The 14,517-nt window shown below is 61.4% G+C and carries 13 protein-coding genes; 7 read left to right on the forward strand and 6 right to left on the reverse strand.

Annotated elements, in window-relative coordinates:
- Window positions 1–111: 111 nt before the first annotated feature.
- Both Q1V60_RS15130 and Q1V60_RS15135 read right to left on the reverse strand, forming a co-directional pair.
- Window positions 112–1,122, reverse strand: coding sequence for an aldo/keto reductase (locus tag Q1V60_RS15130; RefSeq protein WP_300631722.1), 1,011 nt, complete (start codon window positions 1,120–1,122; stop codon window positions 112–114).
- Window positions 1,123–1,204: 82 nt separating this feature from the next.
- Window positions 1,205–2,107 (reverse strand): LysR family transcriptional regulator, encoded by a 903-nt coding sequence (locus Q1V60_RS15135; protein ID WP_300631724.1) that lies wholly within the window; start codon window positions 2,105–2,107, stop codon window positions 1,205–1,207.
- Window positions 2,108–2,206: 99 nt separating this feature from the next.
- Here Q1V60_RS15135 and Q1V60_RS15140 point away from each other — a divergent pair, with 99 nt between their 5' ends.
- On the forward strand, window positions 2,207–2,911 hold the full coding sequence (locus Q1V60_RS15140) for an SDR family oxidoreductase (RefSeq protein ID WP_300631726.1): 705 nt from the start codon (window positions 2,207–2,209) through the stop codon (window positions 2,909–2,911).
- Between the two features lie 113 nt (window positions 2,912–3,024).
- Here Q1V60_RS15140 and Q1V60_RS15145 read toward each other — a convergent pair whose 3' ends face one another.
- Complete coding sequence (locus Q1V60_RS15145; RefSeq protein WP_300631728.1) at window positions 3,025–4,335, reverse strand: MFS transporter; 1,311 nt, start codon at window positions 4,333–4,335, stop codon at window positions 3,025–3,027.
- Between the two features lie 161 nt (window positions 4,336–4,496).
- Here Q1V60_RS15145 and Q1V60_RS15150 point away from each other — a divergent pair, with 161 nt between their 5' ends.
- Entirely contained in the window at window positions 4,497–5,597 is a 1,101-nt protein-coding gene (locus tag Q1V60_RS15150; RefSeq protein WP_300631730.1) for a sugar diacid recognition domain-containing protein, read from the forward strand.
- Window positions 5,598–5,694: 97 nt separating this feature from the next.
- Window positions 5,695–6,834 (forward strand): glycerate kinase, encoded by a 1,140-nt coding sequence (locus Q1V60_RS15155; protein WP_300631732.1) that lies wholly within the window; start codon window positions 5,695–5,697, stop codon window positions 6,832–6,834.
- 8 nt (window positions 6,835–6,842) lie between these two features.
- On the opposite strand, the gene Q1V60_RS15160 is transcribed toward Q1V60_RS15155, so the two are convergent.
- Entirely contained in the window at window positions 6,843–8,480 is a 1,638-nt protein-coding gene (locus Q1V60_RS15160) for an alpha/beta fold hydrolase (protein ID WP_300631734.1), read from the reverse strand.
- A gap of 204 nt (window positions 8,481–8,684) precedes the next feature.
- Between Q1V60_RS15160 and Q1V60_RS15165 the strand changes: the two genes are divergently transcribed.
- Window positions 8,685–9,197, forward strand: coding sequence for a GNAT family N-acetyltransferase (locus tag Q1V60_RS15165; RefSeq protein WP_300631736.1), 513 nt, complete (start codon window positions 8,685–8,687; stop codon window positions 9,195–9,197).
- On the opposite strand, the gene Q1V60_RS15170 is transcribed toward Q1V60_RS15165, so the two are convergent.
- The gene (locus Q1V60_RS15170; protein ID WP_300631738.1) at window positions 9,194–9,886 is read right to left on the reverse strand and encodes an aspartate/glutamate racemase family protein; all 693 of its coding nucleotides are present in this window, start codon (window positions 9,884–9,886) and stop codon (window positions 9,194–9,196) included. The genes Q1V60_RS15165 and Q1V60_RS15170 overlap by 4 nt on opposite strands.
- A 221-nt stretch (window positions 9,887–10,107) precedes the next feature.
- Between Q1V60_RS15170 and Q1V60_RS15175 the strand changes: the two genes are divergently transcribed.
- The 3 genes from Q1V60_RS15175 to Q1V60_RS15185 all read left to right on the forward strand — a co-directional run bounded on the left by Q1V60_RS15175 (window position 10,108) and on the right by Q1V60_RS15185 (window position 12,998).
- Complete coding sequence (locus tag Q1V60_RS15175) at window positions 10,108–10,602, forward strand: hypothetical protein (RefSeq protein ID WP_300631739.1); 495 nt, start codon at window positions 10,108–10,110, stop codon at window positions 10,600–10,602.
- Window positions 10,603–10,713: 111 nt separating this feature from the next.
- Window positions 10,714–12,165 (forward strand): glycosyl hydrolase family 18 protein, encoded by a 1,452-nt coding sequence (locus tag Q1V60_RS15180; RefSeq protein ID WP_300631740.1) that lies wholly within the window; start codon window positions 10,714–10,716, stop codon window positions 12,163–12,165.
- Between the two features lie 164 nt (window positions 12,166–12,329).
- Entirely contained in the window at window positions 12,330–12,998 is a 669-nt protein-coding gene (locus Q1V60_RS15185) for a DUF3313 domain-containing protein (RefSeq protein WP_300631742.1), read from the forward strand.
- A 72-nt stretch (window positions 12,999–13,070) separates the two neighbouring features.
- Here Q1V60_RS15185 and Q1V60_RS15190 read toward each other — a convergent pair whose 3' ends face one another.
- Complete coding sequence (locus tag Q1V60_RS15190) at window positions 13,071–14,471, reverse strand: DUF1254 domain-containing protein (RefSeq protein ID WP_300631744.1); 1,401 nt, start codon at window positions 14,469–14,471, stop codon at window positions 13,071–13,073.
- Between the last annotated feature and the right edge of the window lie 46 nt (window positions 14,472–14,517).

Here is a 14,517-nt window from a genome sequence, read left to right on the forward strand (position 1 = left end):
CGCGATGGCGGTGGGTCAGCCGCCACAAATGCCAGCAGGACAGCCACCCGCGCAGCCTCGCCAATGAGTACAAGAAAAAATGTCCCGGTGCTCCAGGTTCACCCGAGACGCTTACGCACGCACCGTCCGGCCCGAGACGAAGTGACTCACATCATTGAACCCCGGTGTGGACGAATGCCCCGGCGTCACCAGTGAATTTATGAACGCCTCATCCTGCACAGTGAGTTCTACGGCCAATGCCCCGGTATACGCATCCCATTGCGCCTCGGTGCGCGGGCCGACAATGGCCGAACTCACCGCTGCGTTGTTCAGCACCCAGGCAATCGCGAACTCAACCATTCCCACGCCACGGCCCTGGGTGTATTGCTGGATCTGCTGGGCGATGCGCAGCGATTCCACGCGCCACTCGGTTTCCAGGATGCGTTTGTCCTGGCGTGCCGCGCGGCTGCCAGGCTCAGGTGTGAGGTCGGGGGCGTACTTGCCGCTGAGCACGCCACGCGCCAGTGGGCTGTACGGCACCACGCCGAGCCCATAGGCGGCAGCGGCGGTGATCTGCTCGACTTCGGCCTGGCGATTGACGATGTTGTACAACGGCTGACTGATGATGGGCTTATCAACACCCAGGCGCTCGGCCACGCGGATGACTTCGGCGATACGCCAGCCGCGATAGTTGGATAACCCCCAGTAGCGGACTTTGCCCTGGCGAATCAGGTCGCCGATCGCCGATACCGTGACCTCCAGCGGCGTGTCGTGGTCCTCGCGGTGCAGGTAGTAAATGTCCAGGTAGTCGGTGTCCAGGCGGGCCAGGCTGGCATCCAGTGCGTTGAACAGACGCTTGCGGCTCAGCCCATTGCGGTTGGGCACGCCATCCGCCGGGCCGAACCCCACCTTCGAAGCCACCACCCAGTCCTGGCGGTTGCGCGCGATGGCCTCGCCGACGATCTCCTCGGAGCGCCCGCCGGTGTAGACGTCGGCGGTGTCGATAAAATTGATGCCTTGGCCCCAGGCCTTGTCGATGATGCGCAGCGAGTCTTCGGTGCTGGTCTGTTCGCCGAACATCATGGTGCCCAGCGTGAGTGCGCTGACCTTCAATCCGGACTGGCCCAACGTGCGGTAAATCATGCAAAGCTCCTTAATGGCAGGCAAACGTGTGTCATGCAATACCAGACACGAGTGCTCTGGAACAAGCCCTGTGCGCGTTTGTTCATGCACCCAGCAATGTCTGGCAGCGATCCTGTAGAAAACGCTGCAGCACTTTCACCCGTTCCGATACTTGCAGGCGGTGGGGGCACATCAGGTTGAACGGCGCCGGTTCGCCTTGCCACTGATCAAACAAGGCCACCAGCCGGCCGGCGGCAAGGTCGCCCACCACATCGAGTCGGGCTTTATAGGCGATGCCGTGCCCGGCCAATGCCCAACGGCGCACAACTTCGCCGTCGTCGCTAAGAAAGTCACCGCTGACCTCGACCGCTTCAATCTGCGCACCCTGATGAAAGCGCCAGGTCTTGCTGACTTGGCCTTGGCGCATGTAACGCAACGCACTGTGCCCTGACAACTGCGCTGGATGCTCCGGTGTGCCGTGGCGCGCCAGGTAGGCGGGGCTCGCGCAGGCAACGCGATGGTGGTCGGGTGCGATGGGCAGGGCGACCAGGCTGGAGTCCTGGGGCACACCAAAACGCAGGGCGATGTCGACGGTTTCCCGAAACAAATCGGCGTTGCTGTCGTTGAGCATCAATTGCAGGCGGATGTTCGGGTGCTCGGCCTTGAATTCGTCCAGCCAGCCCAGCACCACATTGCGCCCGAAATCCGAGGGTGCCGCCACTTGCAGCAAACCGCTCAAGCCCTGGCTTTGCTGCTTGAGCGCCTGTTCACCCTCGTTCAATGCGGCCAGCGCAACGCGCACGCTGTCCAGATAACGCCGGCCTTCCTCCGTCAGGCGCATGCTGCGGGTGGACCGGGCGAACAAGCGCAGGCCGAGGCGGGTTTCCAAGCGCTTGAGGGCGATACTCGCCGCTGCCGGGGTCAAGCCAAGCCCACGCGCGGCGGCAGACAGGCTGCCCGTGTCGGCGGTGCGCACGAACACTTCCAGATCCAGGATCGAGCTCATTTGTAAAATTCCTTTAAAGATCTTGTCGTTTTACCCGGATTTTTCTTCGATTACCAAGCGTGGAAGATGAACGCTCACTTTCTCTACCAGGGCAATTCCATGACGACGTCTCTGAGCGGCAAAACCATTATCGTGATCGGTGGCAGCAGCGGCATCGGCGCAGCCGTCGCCCAGGCGGTGGCCGAGCGCGGTGCAAACGTGGTGGTGGCGGGGCGCCGCTTGACCTCGGCGCAGCACAACGGCATTCGCAGCGAGCCGGTGGATGTCAGCGACAGCGCATCGTTGCAGCGCCTGTTCGAAACAGTGGGGCGTTTCGATCATCTGGTATTCACCTCGGGCCCTTCAGTCAACGCCAAACCCTTGGTCGACACCGACCTTGACGACGCCCAGGACAACTTCAACGTGAAACTCTGGGGGGCGTTGCGCGCTATTCAACAGGCATTGCCGTTTTTGCATGAGCGCGGCAGCATCAGCCTGACCTCCGGCCAGTTGGGGCGCAAACTGGCGCCGGGGCAGTTCATCAAGACCGGCATCAACGCAGCCACCGAAGCGTTGGCCAAGCAGTTGGCCAAGGAACTGGCGCCGCGTCGCGTCAACGTGGTCAGCCCCGGCGTGATCGACACACCGGCGTACGCCGGGCTTGGCGAAGAGCAGCGTGTGGCAATGTTTGCCAAGGCGGGCGGGGCTCTGCCGGTCGGGCGCATCGGGCAGGCGCAGGAAGTGGCGGCGGGGTATGTGTTGGCGATGGAAAACGGCTTCATGACCGGCGCCGTGATTGATATCGACGGCGGCGGCTTGTTGTAACAATGTAGGAGAGAGCTTGCTCGCGAAAAACTCACAGGCACCGCGTGCATCCAGGGGAACACGCGATATCGTTGACGTTTTTCGCGAGCTCGCTCGCTCCTACATGGGATGTTTTACACCTTCAAGGTGCGCGTCATCCGCAACGCCAGCACACTGCCGCCGATAATCACCGCCGCCAGCAGGTACAGCGCCACATCCGTGGACCCCGTCGCGTCTTTCACGAACCCGACGATGTACGGGCTGAGAAACCCGGCCATCTGGCCCATGGAGTTGATCAACGCCAGCCCGCCGGCTGCGGCGCCCGCGCTGAGCATGGCGGTGGGCACCGGCCAGAACATCGGCAGGCCGGTGAGGGCGCCCATGGTGGCGATGGTCAGGCCGAGGATGGCGATAGCCGGGGTGGTGGCGAAATTCACGGCGATGACCAGGCCAATCGCGCCCATCAGCATCGGCACCACCAGGTGCCAACGACGCTCCTTGCGCAAATCGGCGGAGCGGCCCACCAGCAACATGAACACCGCGGCCAGCAGGTACGGGATCGCACTCAGCCAGCCAATCACCAGGTTATCGCTGAAACCCAGGTTTTTGATGATCGACGGCAGCCAGAAGTTGATCGCGTAGACGCCGCTCTGGATACAGAAGTAGATCAGCCCGAACGCCCAGATCGCCGGGTTCTTGAAGACCTCGGCCAGGGAGTCGGTGGTGGTCTTCGGTTTGTTCGCAAGGTCGGCGGCCTGGTCAGCTTCCAGCAGCGTGCGTTCGTGGGGCTTGAGCCACTTGGCGTTGGCGAAGCTGTCGCTGAGCAGGAAGTAGGCGAGGGCGCCGAGGATCACGGTGGGGATGCCTTGCAACAGGAACATCCACTGCCACCCGGCGAGGCCGCCCTGGCCGGCCGCGAAGTGGTTGAGAATCCAGCCGGAGAACGGGCTGCCGAGCAAGCCGGATACCGGAATCGCCGACATGAACAGCGCCATGATCCGGCCACGACGAAACGTCGGAAACCACTGCGAGAGGTACAGCACCACGCCGGGAAAGAAGCCCGCCTCGGCGGCGCCGGTAAACAGGCGCAAGGTGTAGAAATGCGTCGGCGTGGTCACAAACAGCAGGCACGTGGAAAGGGTACCCCACACGATCATCATCAGCGCAATCCAGCGCCTTGGCCCGAACCGGGTCAGCGCCAGGTTGCTCGGCACGCCACACAGCACGTAGCCGATAAAGAAGATTCCGGCACCCAGGCCGTACACGGTTTCACTGAACTTCAACGCATCGAGCATCTGCAACTTGGCAAAGCCAACGTTCACCCGGTCAAGGTAGTTGAACAGATAGCAGATAAAAATGAAGGGGATCAGGCGCAGGGTAACGCGCTTGTAGATGGCGTTTTTATCGTCATCGGTGGCCAGTGCTGCAGCGGCGCTCTGTGACATGGGGAGTCTCTCTTTATTATGATTTTTCGCGGTGCAAGGGTAACGTTGACCGCCCAAACAGTCTCTGCGACGCGATGGGCGACTGTCTTTGTGCTCGCGCACAGCCAAGCCTGCTTTGCGCTGTGCCGGTGACCAACCCGCTTTCGAAGGAAATTAGCCCCATGTTCGAGCTGGATCATGAGCTGGCGCAGGATATTGTCGATCGCACCATGGCGATCCTGCCCTACAACGTCAACGTCATGGACAGTCAGGGCCTGATCCTCGGCAGCGGCGAGCCGGAACGCATCAACACCCGCCACGAAGGCGCGCAGTTAGTGCTGGCGAACGGGCGCGTGGTGGAAATCGATGGGCAGACCGCCAAGCACCTCAAGGGCGTGTTGCCTGGCATCAACTTGCCGCTGATGCATGACCAACGCCTGATCGGCGTATTGGGTATCACCGGTGAACCGGAAGGGCTGCGCACCTATGCCGAACTGGTGCGCATGACCGCCGAGATGCTGGTCAGCCACCGCCACCAGCAGGTCGAGCAGCAATGGCGGCGCCAGCGCTGTGACGACCTGTTGGCATTGCTGCTGGCCGACAGCGGCGACTCGCCGCGCCTGGTCGACGAGGCGCAACAACTGGGCCTCAAGCCGCAACTGGCGCGCACGCCGTACCTGTTCGAACTGGGCGCGGGGCAGTCGGCCGAAACCTTGAGCGCCTGGCTGATGTCGCGTTACCCGGACAGCTGGTGCGTGAGTTCAGCGCAGTTTTCCCTGCTGTGGTGTCGCCCCGCCGCCGTGCAGGTCGACAATCCGCGCCTGCTGGAAAAGCTCGATGGCCTGGGCTGGAATATCCTGCGGGTCGCTGTCGGCGGGCAGGCGCAGGGGTTGGCCGGCTTGCGCCGTTGCTATCGCCGCGTCGGTGACTTGCTGGCCTACGGTCGCGATATCCTGCCGCACTCGCGCCTGTTGGTCCTCAACCGCTATCGTCTGCCGGTCATGCTCTGGCGCCATCGCAACGACGATGCCTTGGACGAGCTGCTCAACCCCTTGCGTAAAGTGCTGGCCAAGGACAGCAACGGCCAATTACTGGCCACGCTGCGCGGTTGGTGCGAGCACGACGGCCAAAGCCAGGCCTGTGCCGATGCACTGGGCATTCACCGCAACAGCCTGCGCTACCGCATGGACAGGATTGCCGAATTGAGCGGCGTCGACCCGCTGACCCTGGACGGCATGCTTGCGCTGTACCTGGGCGTACAGCTGTTGCCCCAGGTGTTGTAAAAATGAACAACAAACCTCACCCGCACTTGTGCATCGGACCGGCGTCATCAGCGGTGCCAACTGGCAGCATGGGCGTTATAAAAACCGGAGAACGCCCATGAAAATCATCATCGCCCCCGACTCGTTCAAGGACAGCCTGAGTGCCGAAGGGGTCGCTCGGGCCATCGCGCAAGGGCTGGCTCAGGTCTGGCCGGACGCACAGCTGGTGCAGTGCCCGATGGCGGACGGCGGTGAAGGTACGGTCGAGGCAGTGCTCGCCGCGTGTAATGGCCAATTGCGCAGCCAAACCGTGCAGGGGCCGCTGGGCGGTGCGGTGCAGGCCCATTGGGGGTGGTTGGCCGACAGCCACACCGCGATCATTGAAATGGCCGAGGCCAGTGGCCTGCAACTGATCGCACCGGGCCAGCGCGATGCCTGCTCCAGCAGCACTTTCGGCACCGGGGAGCTGATCCGCGCCGCCCTGGATCTAGGCGCCCGGCGGATTATCCTGGCGATTGGCGGCAGCGCCACCAACGATGGCGGCGCGGGCGCGATGCAAGCGCTCGGTGTGCAGCTGTTCGATGCCCAGGACCAGCTGTTGGTACCCGGAGGTCTGGCCCTGAGCGGCCTGGCGCGTATCAGCCTGGAACACCTCGACCCTCGACTGGCGCGGGTCTGCTTTGAAATCGCGGCGGATGTGAATAACCCGCTGTGCGGTCCCCATGGCGCCTCGGCGATTTTCGGCCCGCAAAAAGGCGCCAGCCCCGAACAGGTTCAACAGCTGGACGCCGCCCTCGGCCACTTTGCCGACCACTGCGCCAAGGTACTGCCCAGGGACGTGCGTGACGAACCCGGCAGCGGCGCCGCCGGCGGCTTGGGGTTCGCCGCCAAGGCATTCCTCGGCGCACAGTTTCGCGCCGGTGTTGACGTGGTGGCCGAACTGGTCGGCCTTGACGCCGCCGTGCGCGGCGCCGACCTGGTCATCACCGGCGAAGGCCGCTTCGACGCCCAGACGTTGCGCGGTAAAACCCCATTTGGCGTGGCACGTATCGCCCGCCACCACAACGTCCCGGTGGTCGTGATCGCCGGCACCCTGGGCGACGGCTATGAGCAGATGTACGCCCACGGCGTGGATGCAGCGTTCGCGTTGCCATCGGGGCCGATGAGCCTGGAACAGGCGTGCAGCGAGGCGCCGCGATTGTTGCGTGAGCGGGCGGCGGATATCGCCCGCCTGTGGCAGGCAGCGCTCAGCGGCTGACCACGTGATCAGGGCGATTCATAACAGATCGTGAAGCGCTCTGGTGTGCGGCCAAACGCCAGGTAGTTCCCCACATTTTGGTTCACGCAGGCATTGAATCCGGCAAAGGAAACGCCATGTTGATAGGCGCCCTTGAGCAGTGTCATATGCGCGGTCGGCAAACTTTTCAGCGCCTTGAGCGCGCCTGCCGCCGGCGTTTGGTCGTCATACTCGGCCTGAACCATCACGAGACTGTTCACCAGCGCCAGCTTGCGCTGCGGTACGCCGTCAAGCTGTTTGCCGCTCCAACCCGCGCAATGCCTCGCCGGGAAGAAACTGCCGCCCACCGGAAACTCAATGGCGTACTGGTTTTCCATTTCGGTCCAGAATGCTTCGTCCGCAGCCGCTGTGTCGTTGCATAACACGGTGCTGCGCACCGACTCCCGAGGCGTTAGCTTCAAGGGGCCGAGTGCCAATCCATTCCACGGGGCCGGGTGACGCATGGCGCTGAGGAGGTGCGTAAAAGCGTTTTTCGTCGAGGCGTCTACGCCCGCGTTGGGGCTGAATTGGTAGGCTTGGGCCTTGGCCAGCAACGCGGCGTCATGCAGGTCGGGCGATTCACTCAGCCACGCGCTGAGCGCGCGTGCCGCCATCAAGTAGTGAACATTGCTGTAAAACTCGTTATCCGAGCGCAAAGCCACCCGGACCTGAGGCAGCAGGCCGAGAAAAATCGCGCCTATGGCCTTCGGGTCGCTGCCCATTTGATAAGCCTGCGGATCGCTGGCGGCGTGCCGGGCAACGAAGCGCGCGAAGACGCGTTCCTTTTCAGGCGCTTGAACCAGGGAGGCGTCCTGGAATGTAGCGGTCCAGTCTGTGCTCGAGTCCAGCACCATGCGCCCGACCTGCTTTGGAAACAACCCGGCGTACCAGGCACCCAGCCATGTGCCGTACGAGTTGCCGAAATAATTGAGCGTGCTTTCATTGAGCTGTACACGCACCCACTCCATGTCCCGCGCCGTTTGCTCGGTATTGATATAAGGCGCCAGGCGCTGGCTGGCACAGGCTCGGGCCAGTACGCCGGCGTTATTCCGGATAGCCTGAAGGTTGGCCGGGCTGCGATCTTCCGTAATATCGTTTTGCGCAATAATCGTTTCTTCGGATTGGCAAACCAGTTGCGATTCCGGCGAGCTGCCCATCCCTCGCGGTGTAATACCGATCACATCATAGCGGTTGACCAGGTGCCGGTAGGCCTCGCCTTGCGGCTGCTCAGCGTAGCCCTTCCAAATGGACGCCAGGAGTACGGTGAACCCGTCGGCCTCGGCGCCGGGCCCGCCCGGATTGGTAAAGAGCGCACCCTCACGCTCATCGGGAAGCCGCGCGGAAACCCGGGTGATATCCAGCTTGAGACTACCGAGCCTGGGGTTCATGTGGTCCATCGGCACGGTGACGATGCCGCATTGAGTTCTGGCGACGACCTCCGGATCCAGGCCGTCGAAGGGCCGACTCTCGCAATTGGGCAGCCAGCGGATACCCCACTGCGGCGCTTGCTGCGTAGCGCAAGCGCTCCCCACCAATAACACCGCGACATAAAAGCAGACTGATAGCGTTCGTTGTTTTATCAATTGACAGACACCCGGTGCATGGTTGGACGCACCAGAGTTTTGCAAGTAAACCGCGCCTTGGATGTAGGACCGTATAGGTTATTCGGTCGGCAACTTCTGACAGAGCTGATGGAGCCTGCGATTCGATCAATAAAGCCTCGCGCCCGGCTCAACCCAGCCGCTTGGCATGCGGGAAAGTTACGGGCTCGTCAGAACGACGCCTTTGCTCCTACACTGGGCGGTCACTTGTCTTTCAAAGGATGAAGCACAATGCACACACCCGAACCCCATATCGTGATCCAGCGCTTCACCGAGGCCCACCTTGAGGGCGTCACGGCGCTCTATAACGAGCCAGCGGTGTGCCGACAGGTGCTGCAGATGCCTTTCCAGTCGGTGGAAGCGTGGCGCAAGCGCCTGGTGATGGATAACGAACGCCGACTGCAACTGGTGGCGCTGCACGGCGGCGAAGTGGTGGGCCAATTGGGGCTGGAGCAGTACATGCGTGTGCGCCAGGCGCATGTGGGATCGTTCGGCATGGGGGTGGCGACGGCGTGGCAAGGCAAGGGCATCGGTTCGAAGCTGCTGACGGCCGCGCTGGACGTGGCCGACAACTGGATGAACCTGCGCCGGGTGGAACTCACGGTGTTCGCCGACAACGAGGCGGCGCACAACCTGTATCGTAAATTCGGCTTCGAAGTCGAAGGCCGCTTGCGCGATTACGCCCTGCGTGACGGTGTGTTCGTCGACACCCTGAGCATGGCGCGCCTGCGCAAGCCGGTTTAATCCTCCAGCGCAAACGCCACCGCAGCCCGCGCATGCAGCTCGGTGGTGTCCAGCAGCGGCAGGCCGCTGTGCTCGGGTTTTATCAGCAGGCTGATTTCCGTACAACCAAGGATCACCGCCTGGGCGCCGCGCGCGGCCAGGGACTCGATCACCCGTTGGTAAATGGCGCGTGATTCGGCGCTGATCACCCCCACACACAACTCCTCATAAATGATCCGGTGCACCTCCTTGCGTTCATCCGCGTTCGGTACCAGCACGGTAAGGCCCTGAGCAACCAGACGGGACGTGAGGAAATCCTGTTCCATGGTGAATGCAGTGCCCAGTAAACCCACGGTGAGCGTGCCAGCCTGCAGGGCGGCAGCCGCAGCCGCATCGGCGATATGCAGGAAGGGAATCGCCACCGCCGCCTCAATCTGCGGCGCCACCCGATGCATGGTGTTGGTACACAACACCACACACTCGGCGCCGCCGGCCTGCAAACGGCGCGCGGCGTCTTCCAGGATCAGCGCGGCATCGTCCCAACGCCCGGCGTGCTGGGCTTGTTCCACCGGGCCGAAGTCCACGCTGTACATCAACAGCGGCGCCGAACGCAGCGGGCCGAGCTGGTCGCGTACGCACTGGTTGATGATGCGGTAATACTCGCTACTGGACTCCCAGCTCATGCCGCCGATAAGGCCGATGGTGCGCATGCGATGCTCCGGACAAAGGAATATGGCTTCACCTTAACCACCCAAAGCACGTTAGTCACAAGCAGTTGCCGGCCAATTCACCGGAGCAGTTCAGCCCGGGGGGCTTGGGTTGATCCGCCGACAGGTGCCGCGCTGATTCGCAATCACCTTTAACCCGTACGCCAAACCGCCGCATCTGCCATGATCGGGGTTCGCAACCTGGCTCACTCAAGGAATTCCGCATGGACGATGTACAGCAACTGGGCGAGATGCTTCGTCATTACGCCGAGAGCGAAGCGCATAAAAAACAGCAATTCGATGTGCAGTCCACGCGTTGGGCACGCAAGCTTGGCGAGTTGTTCGATCAGATCGAGCAGTGGCTGGAGCCGGTCAAGAGCGCCGGTTTGCTGGAGGTGCGCCGGCAAGCCTATGTCGCCAGTGGCCCAAGCGTGCCGGTGGAAACCTCGACCTTCAAGACCGAAAAGTTGACGGTGCTGATCACCGGTAAAAACGTGGAGTTCGTACCGGACGTGATGGGGGCGGACGGTTATATTTGCGTGGCGGTAATGGGCTTGACCGCGGCCCGGCACGGCAGCGTATCGCTGGTACTGCCCGCGGACAATAACGATTGGCGCTGGAAGAAGACCAATGGCCTGAAGGACCCTGACACCTTCGGCTTCGACGCCAATTTCCTGGCTGCGCAGTTGCAGAGCCTGATCCCCCGCGAACGCGGCTGAGAACTCGACACAGCGCATTACTGATCATCTATCCACCCGTGAATCCTGACAGTATTCGCCGATTCCATTCTGATATTTACTCCTCGGACTTATTTCGCCGAGGAGACCGCCATGAAACCGTTCAAATTCCCCGCACCAAAGTCGCCGCGAGACGATGCATCCTTGATGCCGAGTATCGAGGGCAAGAGGATTTTAATGGGTTTCTGGCACAACTGGCCGTCTGAGCCCGGCAACGGATATCAATTCGGCCAGTCGACCAATATGCCATTGGAGGCGGTGCCGAAGGAGTACAACGTAGTGGCCGTGGCATTTATGAAGGGCCATGGAATTCCTACCTTCTCGCCTGCAGGCTACAGCGATGCGGAGTTCCGGCGGCAGGTGGGTGTGCTCAACAAAGAGGGGCGGGCGGTCCTGATCTCCTTAGGTGGAGCGGACGCCGAAATTGTGTTGTATGCGGGCCAGGAACACGCGCTGGCGAACGAAATCATTCGCCTGGTCGAGTCATATGGGTTCGATGGATTGGACATCGACCTTGAGCAGGCGGCCATTACTGCGGGGGACAATCGGACAGTGATCCCCTTGGCGCTCAAGCTGGTGCGCGAGCATTATGAAAAATCAGGCCTGCATTTCATCATCAGCATGGCGCCGGAGTTTCCCTACTTGAACCTGGGCCGCGAATACGCGCCCTATATCGTCGGGCTGGAGGGCGTCTATGACTTTATCGCGCCCCAATACTATAACCAGGGCGGCGATGGAGTCTCTGTACCGGAACTGGACCCCTCCTGGCTGGGGCAGAATGATGACGCGCGCAAGGAAGACTTCCTCTACTACCTGACGCACTCGATCGTAACGGGGTCGCGTGGATTCATTCATATCCCGCCGCAAAAGTTCGTGATTGGCCTTCCTGCCAACACCAATGCGGCCGCCACCGGATTTGTCATTTCCCCCCAGGACACCTATAACGCCTTCAAACGTCTGGACGACGAGGGCCTATCCATCAAGGGGCTGATGACCTGGTCCGTAGACTGGGACGCCGGGAAAGACAAGCACGGGGTTGACTACAACTGGGGGTTCCTGACCTCCTACAAGAGCTTGATCCATGGCGGTGGCGGTGTACCTGGACCTTCGGCACCCCGGCAACTACATGCGCTGGAGGTGACCAAAACCTCCATCGCGCTGAGTTGGTTGCAGCCTGGAACGGGAGGCGCTGACCTCAACTATGAGTTATTTCGCGCAACAGAGAGGATCACACGCACGACAGCGTTGAGTTTTGTCGATGAGGGTCTTCAGGAGGGCACACTCTATAGCTACACCGTGGTGGCTGTGGATGCCGAAGGCCGCAGGTCATCTGCCAGTAATCGGCTGGATCAACGTACTGAAGGGGAGATCATCGTACCGCCCGAGCCCGAGTACCCGGCCTGGAGCCCCAACAGCCACTCTTATGAAGTGGGTGATGGGGTGGAATACGAGAATAAGCAGTACATCTGTCTTCAAAAACACACCTCGAACGCCGGATGGAGCCCCGTTGTCGCCATCACGCTATGGCGCCTGCGCTCGCTGTAGAACACGCTAAGTCATCGCCGGGTCGACGTCGCAGGTAAAGTCTGTTTCAACGCAGCACGACAACCTGAGGCTTCGGCTCCCGATGGCTCAAGGCTAAATAGGCGCCCTGGTTTCCCAGGATTGGCTATACCTACAGCTCAATCTATCGATGGGGAGCTGCAATGATGAAAATCAGGCTTATGGTCAGCACGCTGTGCATTGCCTCGATCGGCATGGCGGCGGGTTGCGCCAGCAAGGTCACGCAACCGGATGAATATTCGGGCTTTCTGTCGGACTACAGCCGCCTTAAGGAAGCCAGGTCACCTTCCGGGGCCGAAGTGATGCGCTGGATCGATCCCAAACTGAACCTTGACCGCTACCGCGCGGTGTACATCGAACCCACGCAGTTCTACCCCAAGCCTCAAGCCACCTCCCGGATTCCAGACAACACCCTGCGCGGCATCAACGACTATTACCACCAGGCGCTCAAGCGCGAAATGGGCAAATCACTGCCGCTGGCCAATGGTCCGGGCCCTGGGGTGATGGTGGTGCGCGCGGCGATTACGGCCGTCGGCAGCAGAACCCAAGGTCTCAAGCCTTACGAATTCATTCCTGTTGCGTTGGTCGCGGCGGCGGTGAGTACCGGCACCGGAATTCGTGACCAGGACACCACCTTGGCCACGGAGGCGCAGTTCCTCGATGGCGCCAACGGACAAGTGATTGCCCAAGTGGTGCGCAAAGGCACCGGAAAGTCGTTGGCAAACGACACCCAGGTCATGAAGGCTGATGATGTAAAAAGCGTCATCGATGGGTGGGCGTCCGACCTGCATCAGTCGTACCTGAAGCTCAAATAGCACAGGCGCCTGCAAGGCGCGGCGGGAGGCCGATGTCAGCCTTCACCCGCCGCGCATTCATTCCCGGCGGTATTACTTGAGCGGCGTCAGGGGTGGCAACGTCCATTGGCCGTTAGTGACTTCAGGCTTGGGCAAGTAAATACGCAACACTGCGAAGAACGGCCCGGTCGGAGCGGGCAGCCAGTTGCTCTGTTCGGCCTTGGGCGGCTCATGGTGCTGCAGCGCCAGGGTCAGGCCACCGTCGGCGTCCCGCTTGAGGCCAGGCAACATGCGCGAGCTGATCAGGTAGCGTTTCTTGTGGTTGGGCACCAGCAGTTTGGTCTTGGCGTCGTACATCGTCAGCGACCAGAACGCATCGGCCGGCGGCAGCTGGTCCTTGGCAAAGTGTACGGTGTAGCTGCGGCGTGCGCCGTTGGCCGGTTTGCCTTCGCTGTCATCGAAGTAGGTGAAGTAGGCGGCTTCGTCGGTAGAGTTGCCGAAAATACCCACGTTGGCGCCGGCATACCGATACAGGTAATTGTTTTTCAGGCGGTCACGGCTACCGTACAGCTCCCCGCTGGAGACTTGATGGGTGTCGATCTTGTCTTTCTTGAAGGTGGCGAATTCAGCCTTGCCGTCGGCAATCCCATCTTCCAACGCTTTGCGCTGTTCGGCGCTCAGCTGGTTCAGCTTGAAGGGCGCGCCGGGGGCGATGCCGATTTTGGCGAAGCGTGCCAGAAGGTCTTTTTCACTGTCCTGCGGCGCAGCAAAGGCCAGCATGAAGTTCAAGTAGCGGAACACTTGCGGGCTGTCGCTCATGTTCGCCGTCGGCTTGGGCCATTCGATCTTCGGCACGTTGGCCGGTGCCGCTTGTTTCACGTAGCTGCTCAGCGGCTGCACCTTGTAGCCGCTCTGGATTTGCTTGACCTTGCCCAGGTCTTTTTCATCGAACAGCTGTGTGCGGTACAGCGCATAGGCGATATTGCTTTCGCTGTAGACCACGCGGTCGATGTCGACCGGCTGCTGACCCTTCCAGTCGGGACCTGCAATCATGTAGTGACCGCCGTTATTGCCGGTGCTGCGCGTGCCCAGGTAGGCGATGTTCTGGGTATAGAGGTCGATCAACTGCACCGAGTAGTAGCGGTTGTCTTCGATCCTGGGCAGGGTCAGTACCAGGGGTTCCTTGCGCAGGTCCATCCAGACAAAGGAGTAGGGCGTGTCCGAGTTCGGTGTGGCGAACGCAGTGTCCTTGGGGGTGAAGACCTGCGCGGTGTTGCCCAGGTGATTGAACGCGGCCTTGTAGTTGGCACCGCCTTTATCAACGGCCTGGGTGTAGAGCGTCTTGTACATCTGCACCACGGGGTAGCCGTATAGATAGGCTTCCTTGGCGATAGCGCGGGCTTCAGTCGGGGTTGCCGTGAAGTCGGCCCAGGCGCCGGTGCTCAGGAGTATCGAGAGGCTCGCCAACACCAGGCGCGCAGGTTGTCCAATCATGTTGTTGCGTCCTTCCAGAGTTCTTTGACTGACGGGGGGAGATTAA

Source organism: Pseudomonas sp., from assembly GCF_030147005.1.
Classification (GTDB): Bacteria; Pseudomonadota; Gammaproteobacteria; order Pseudomonadales; family Pseudomonadaceae; genus Aquipseudomonas.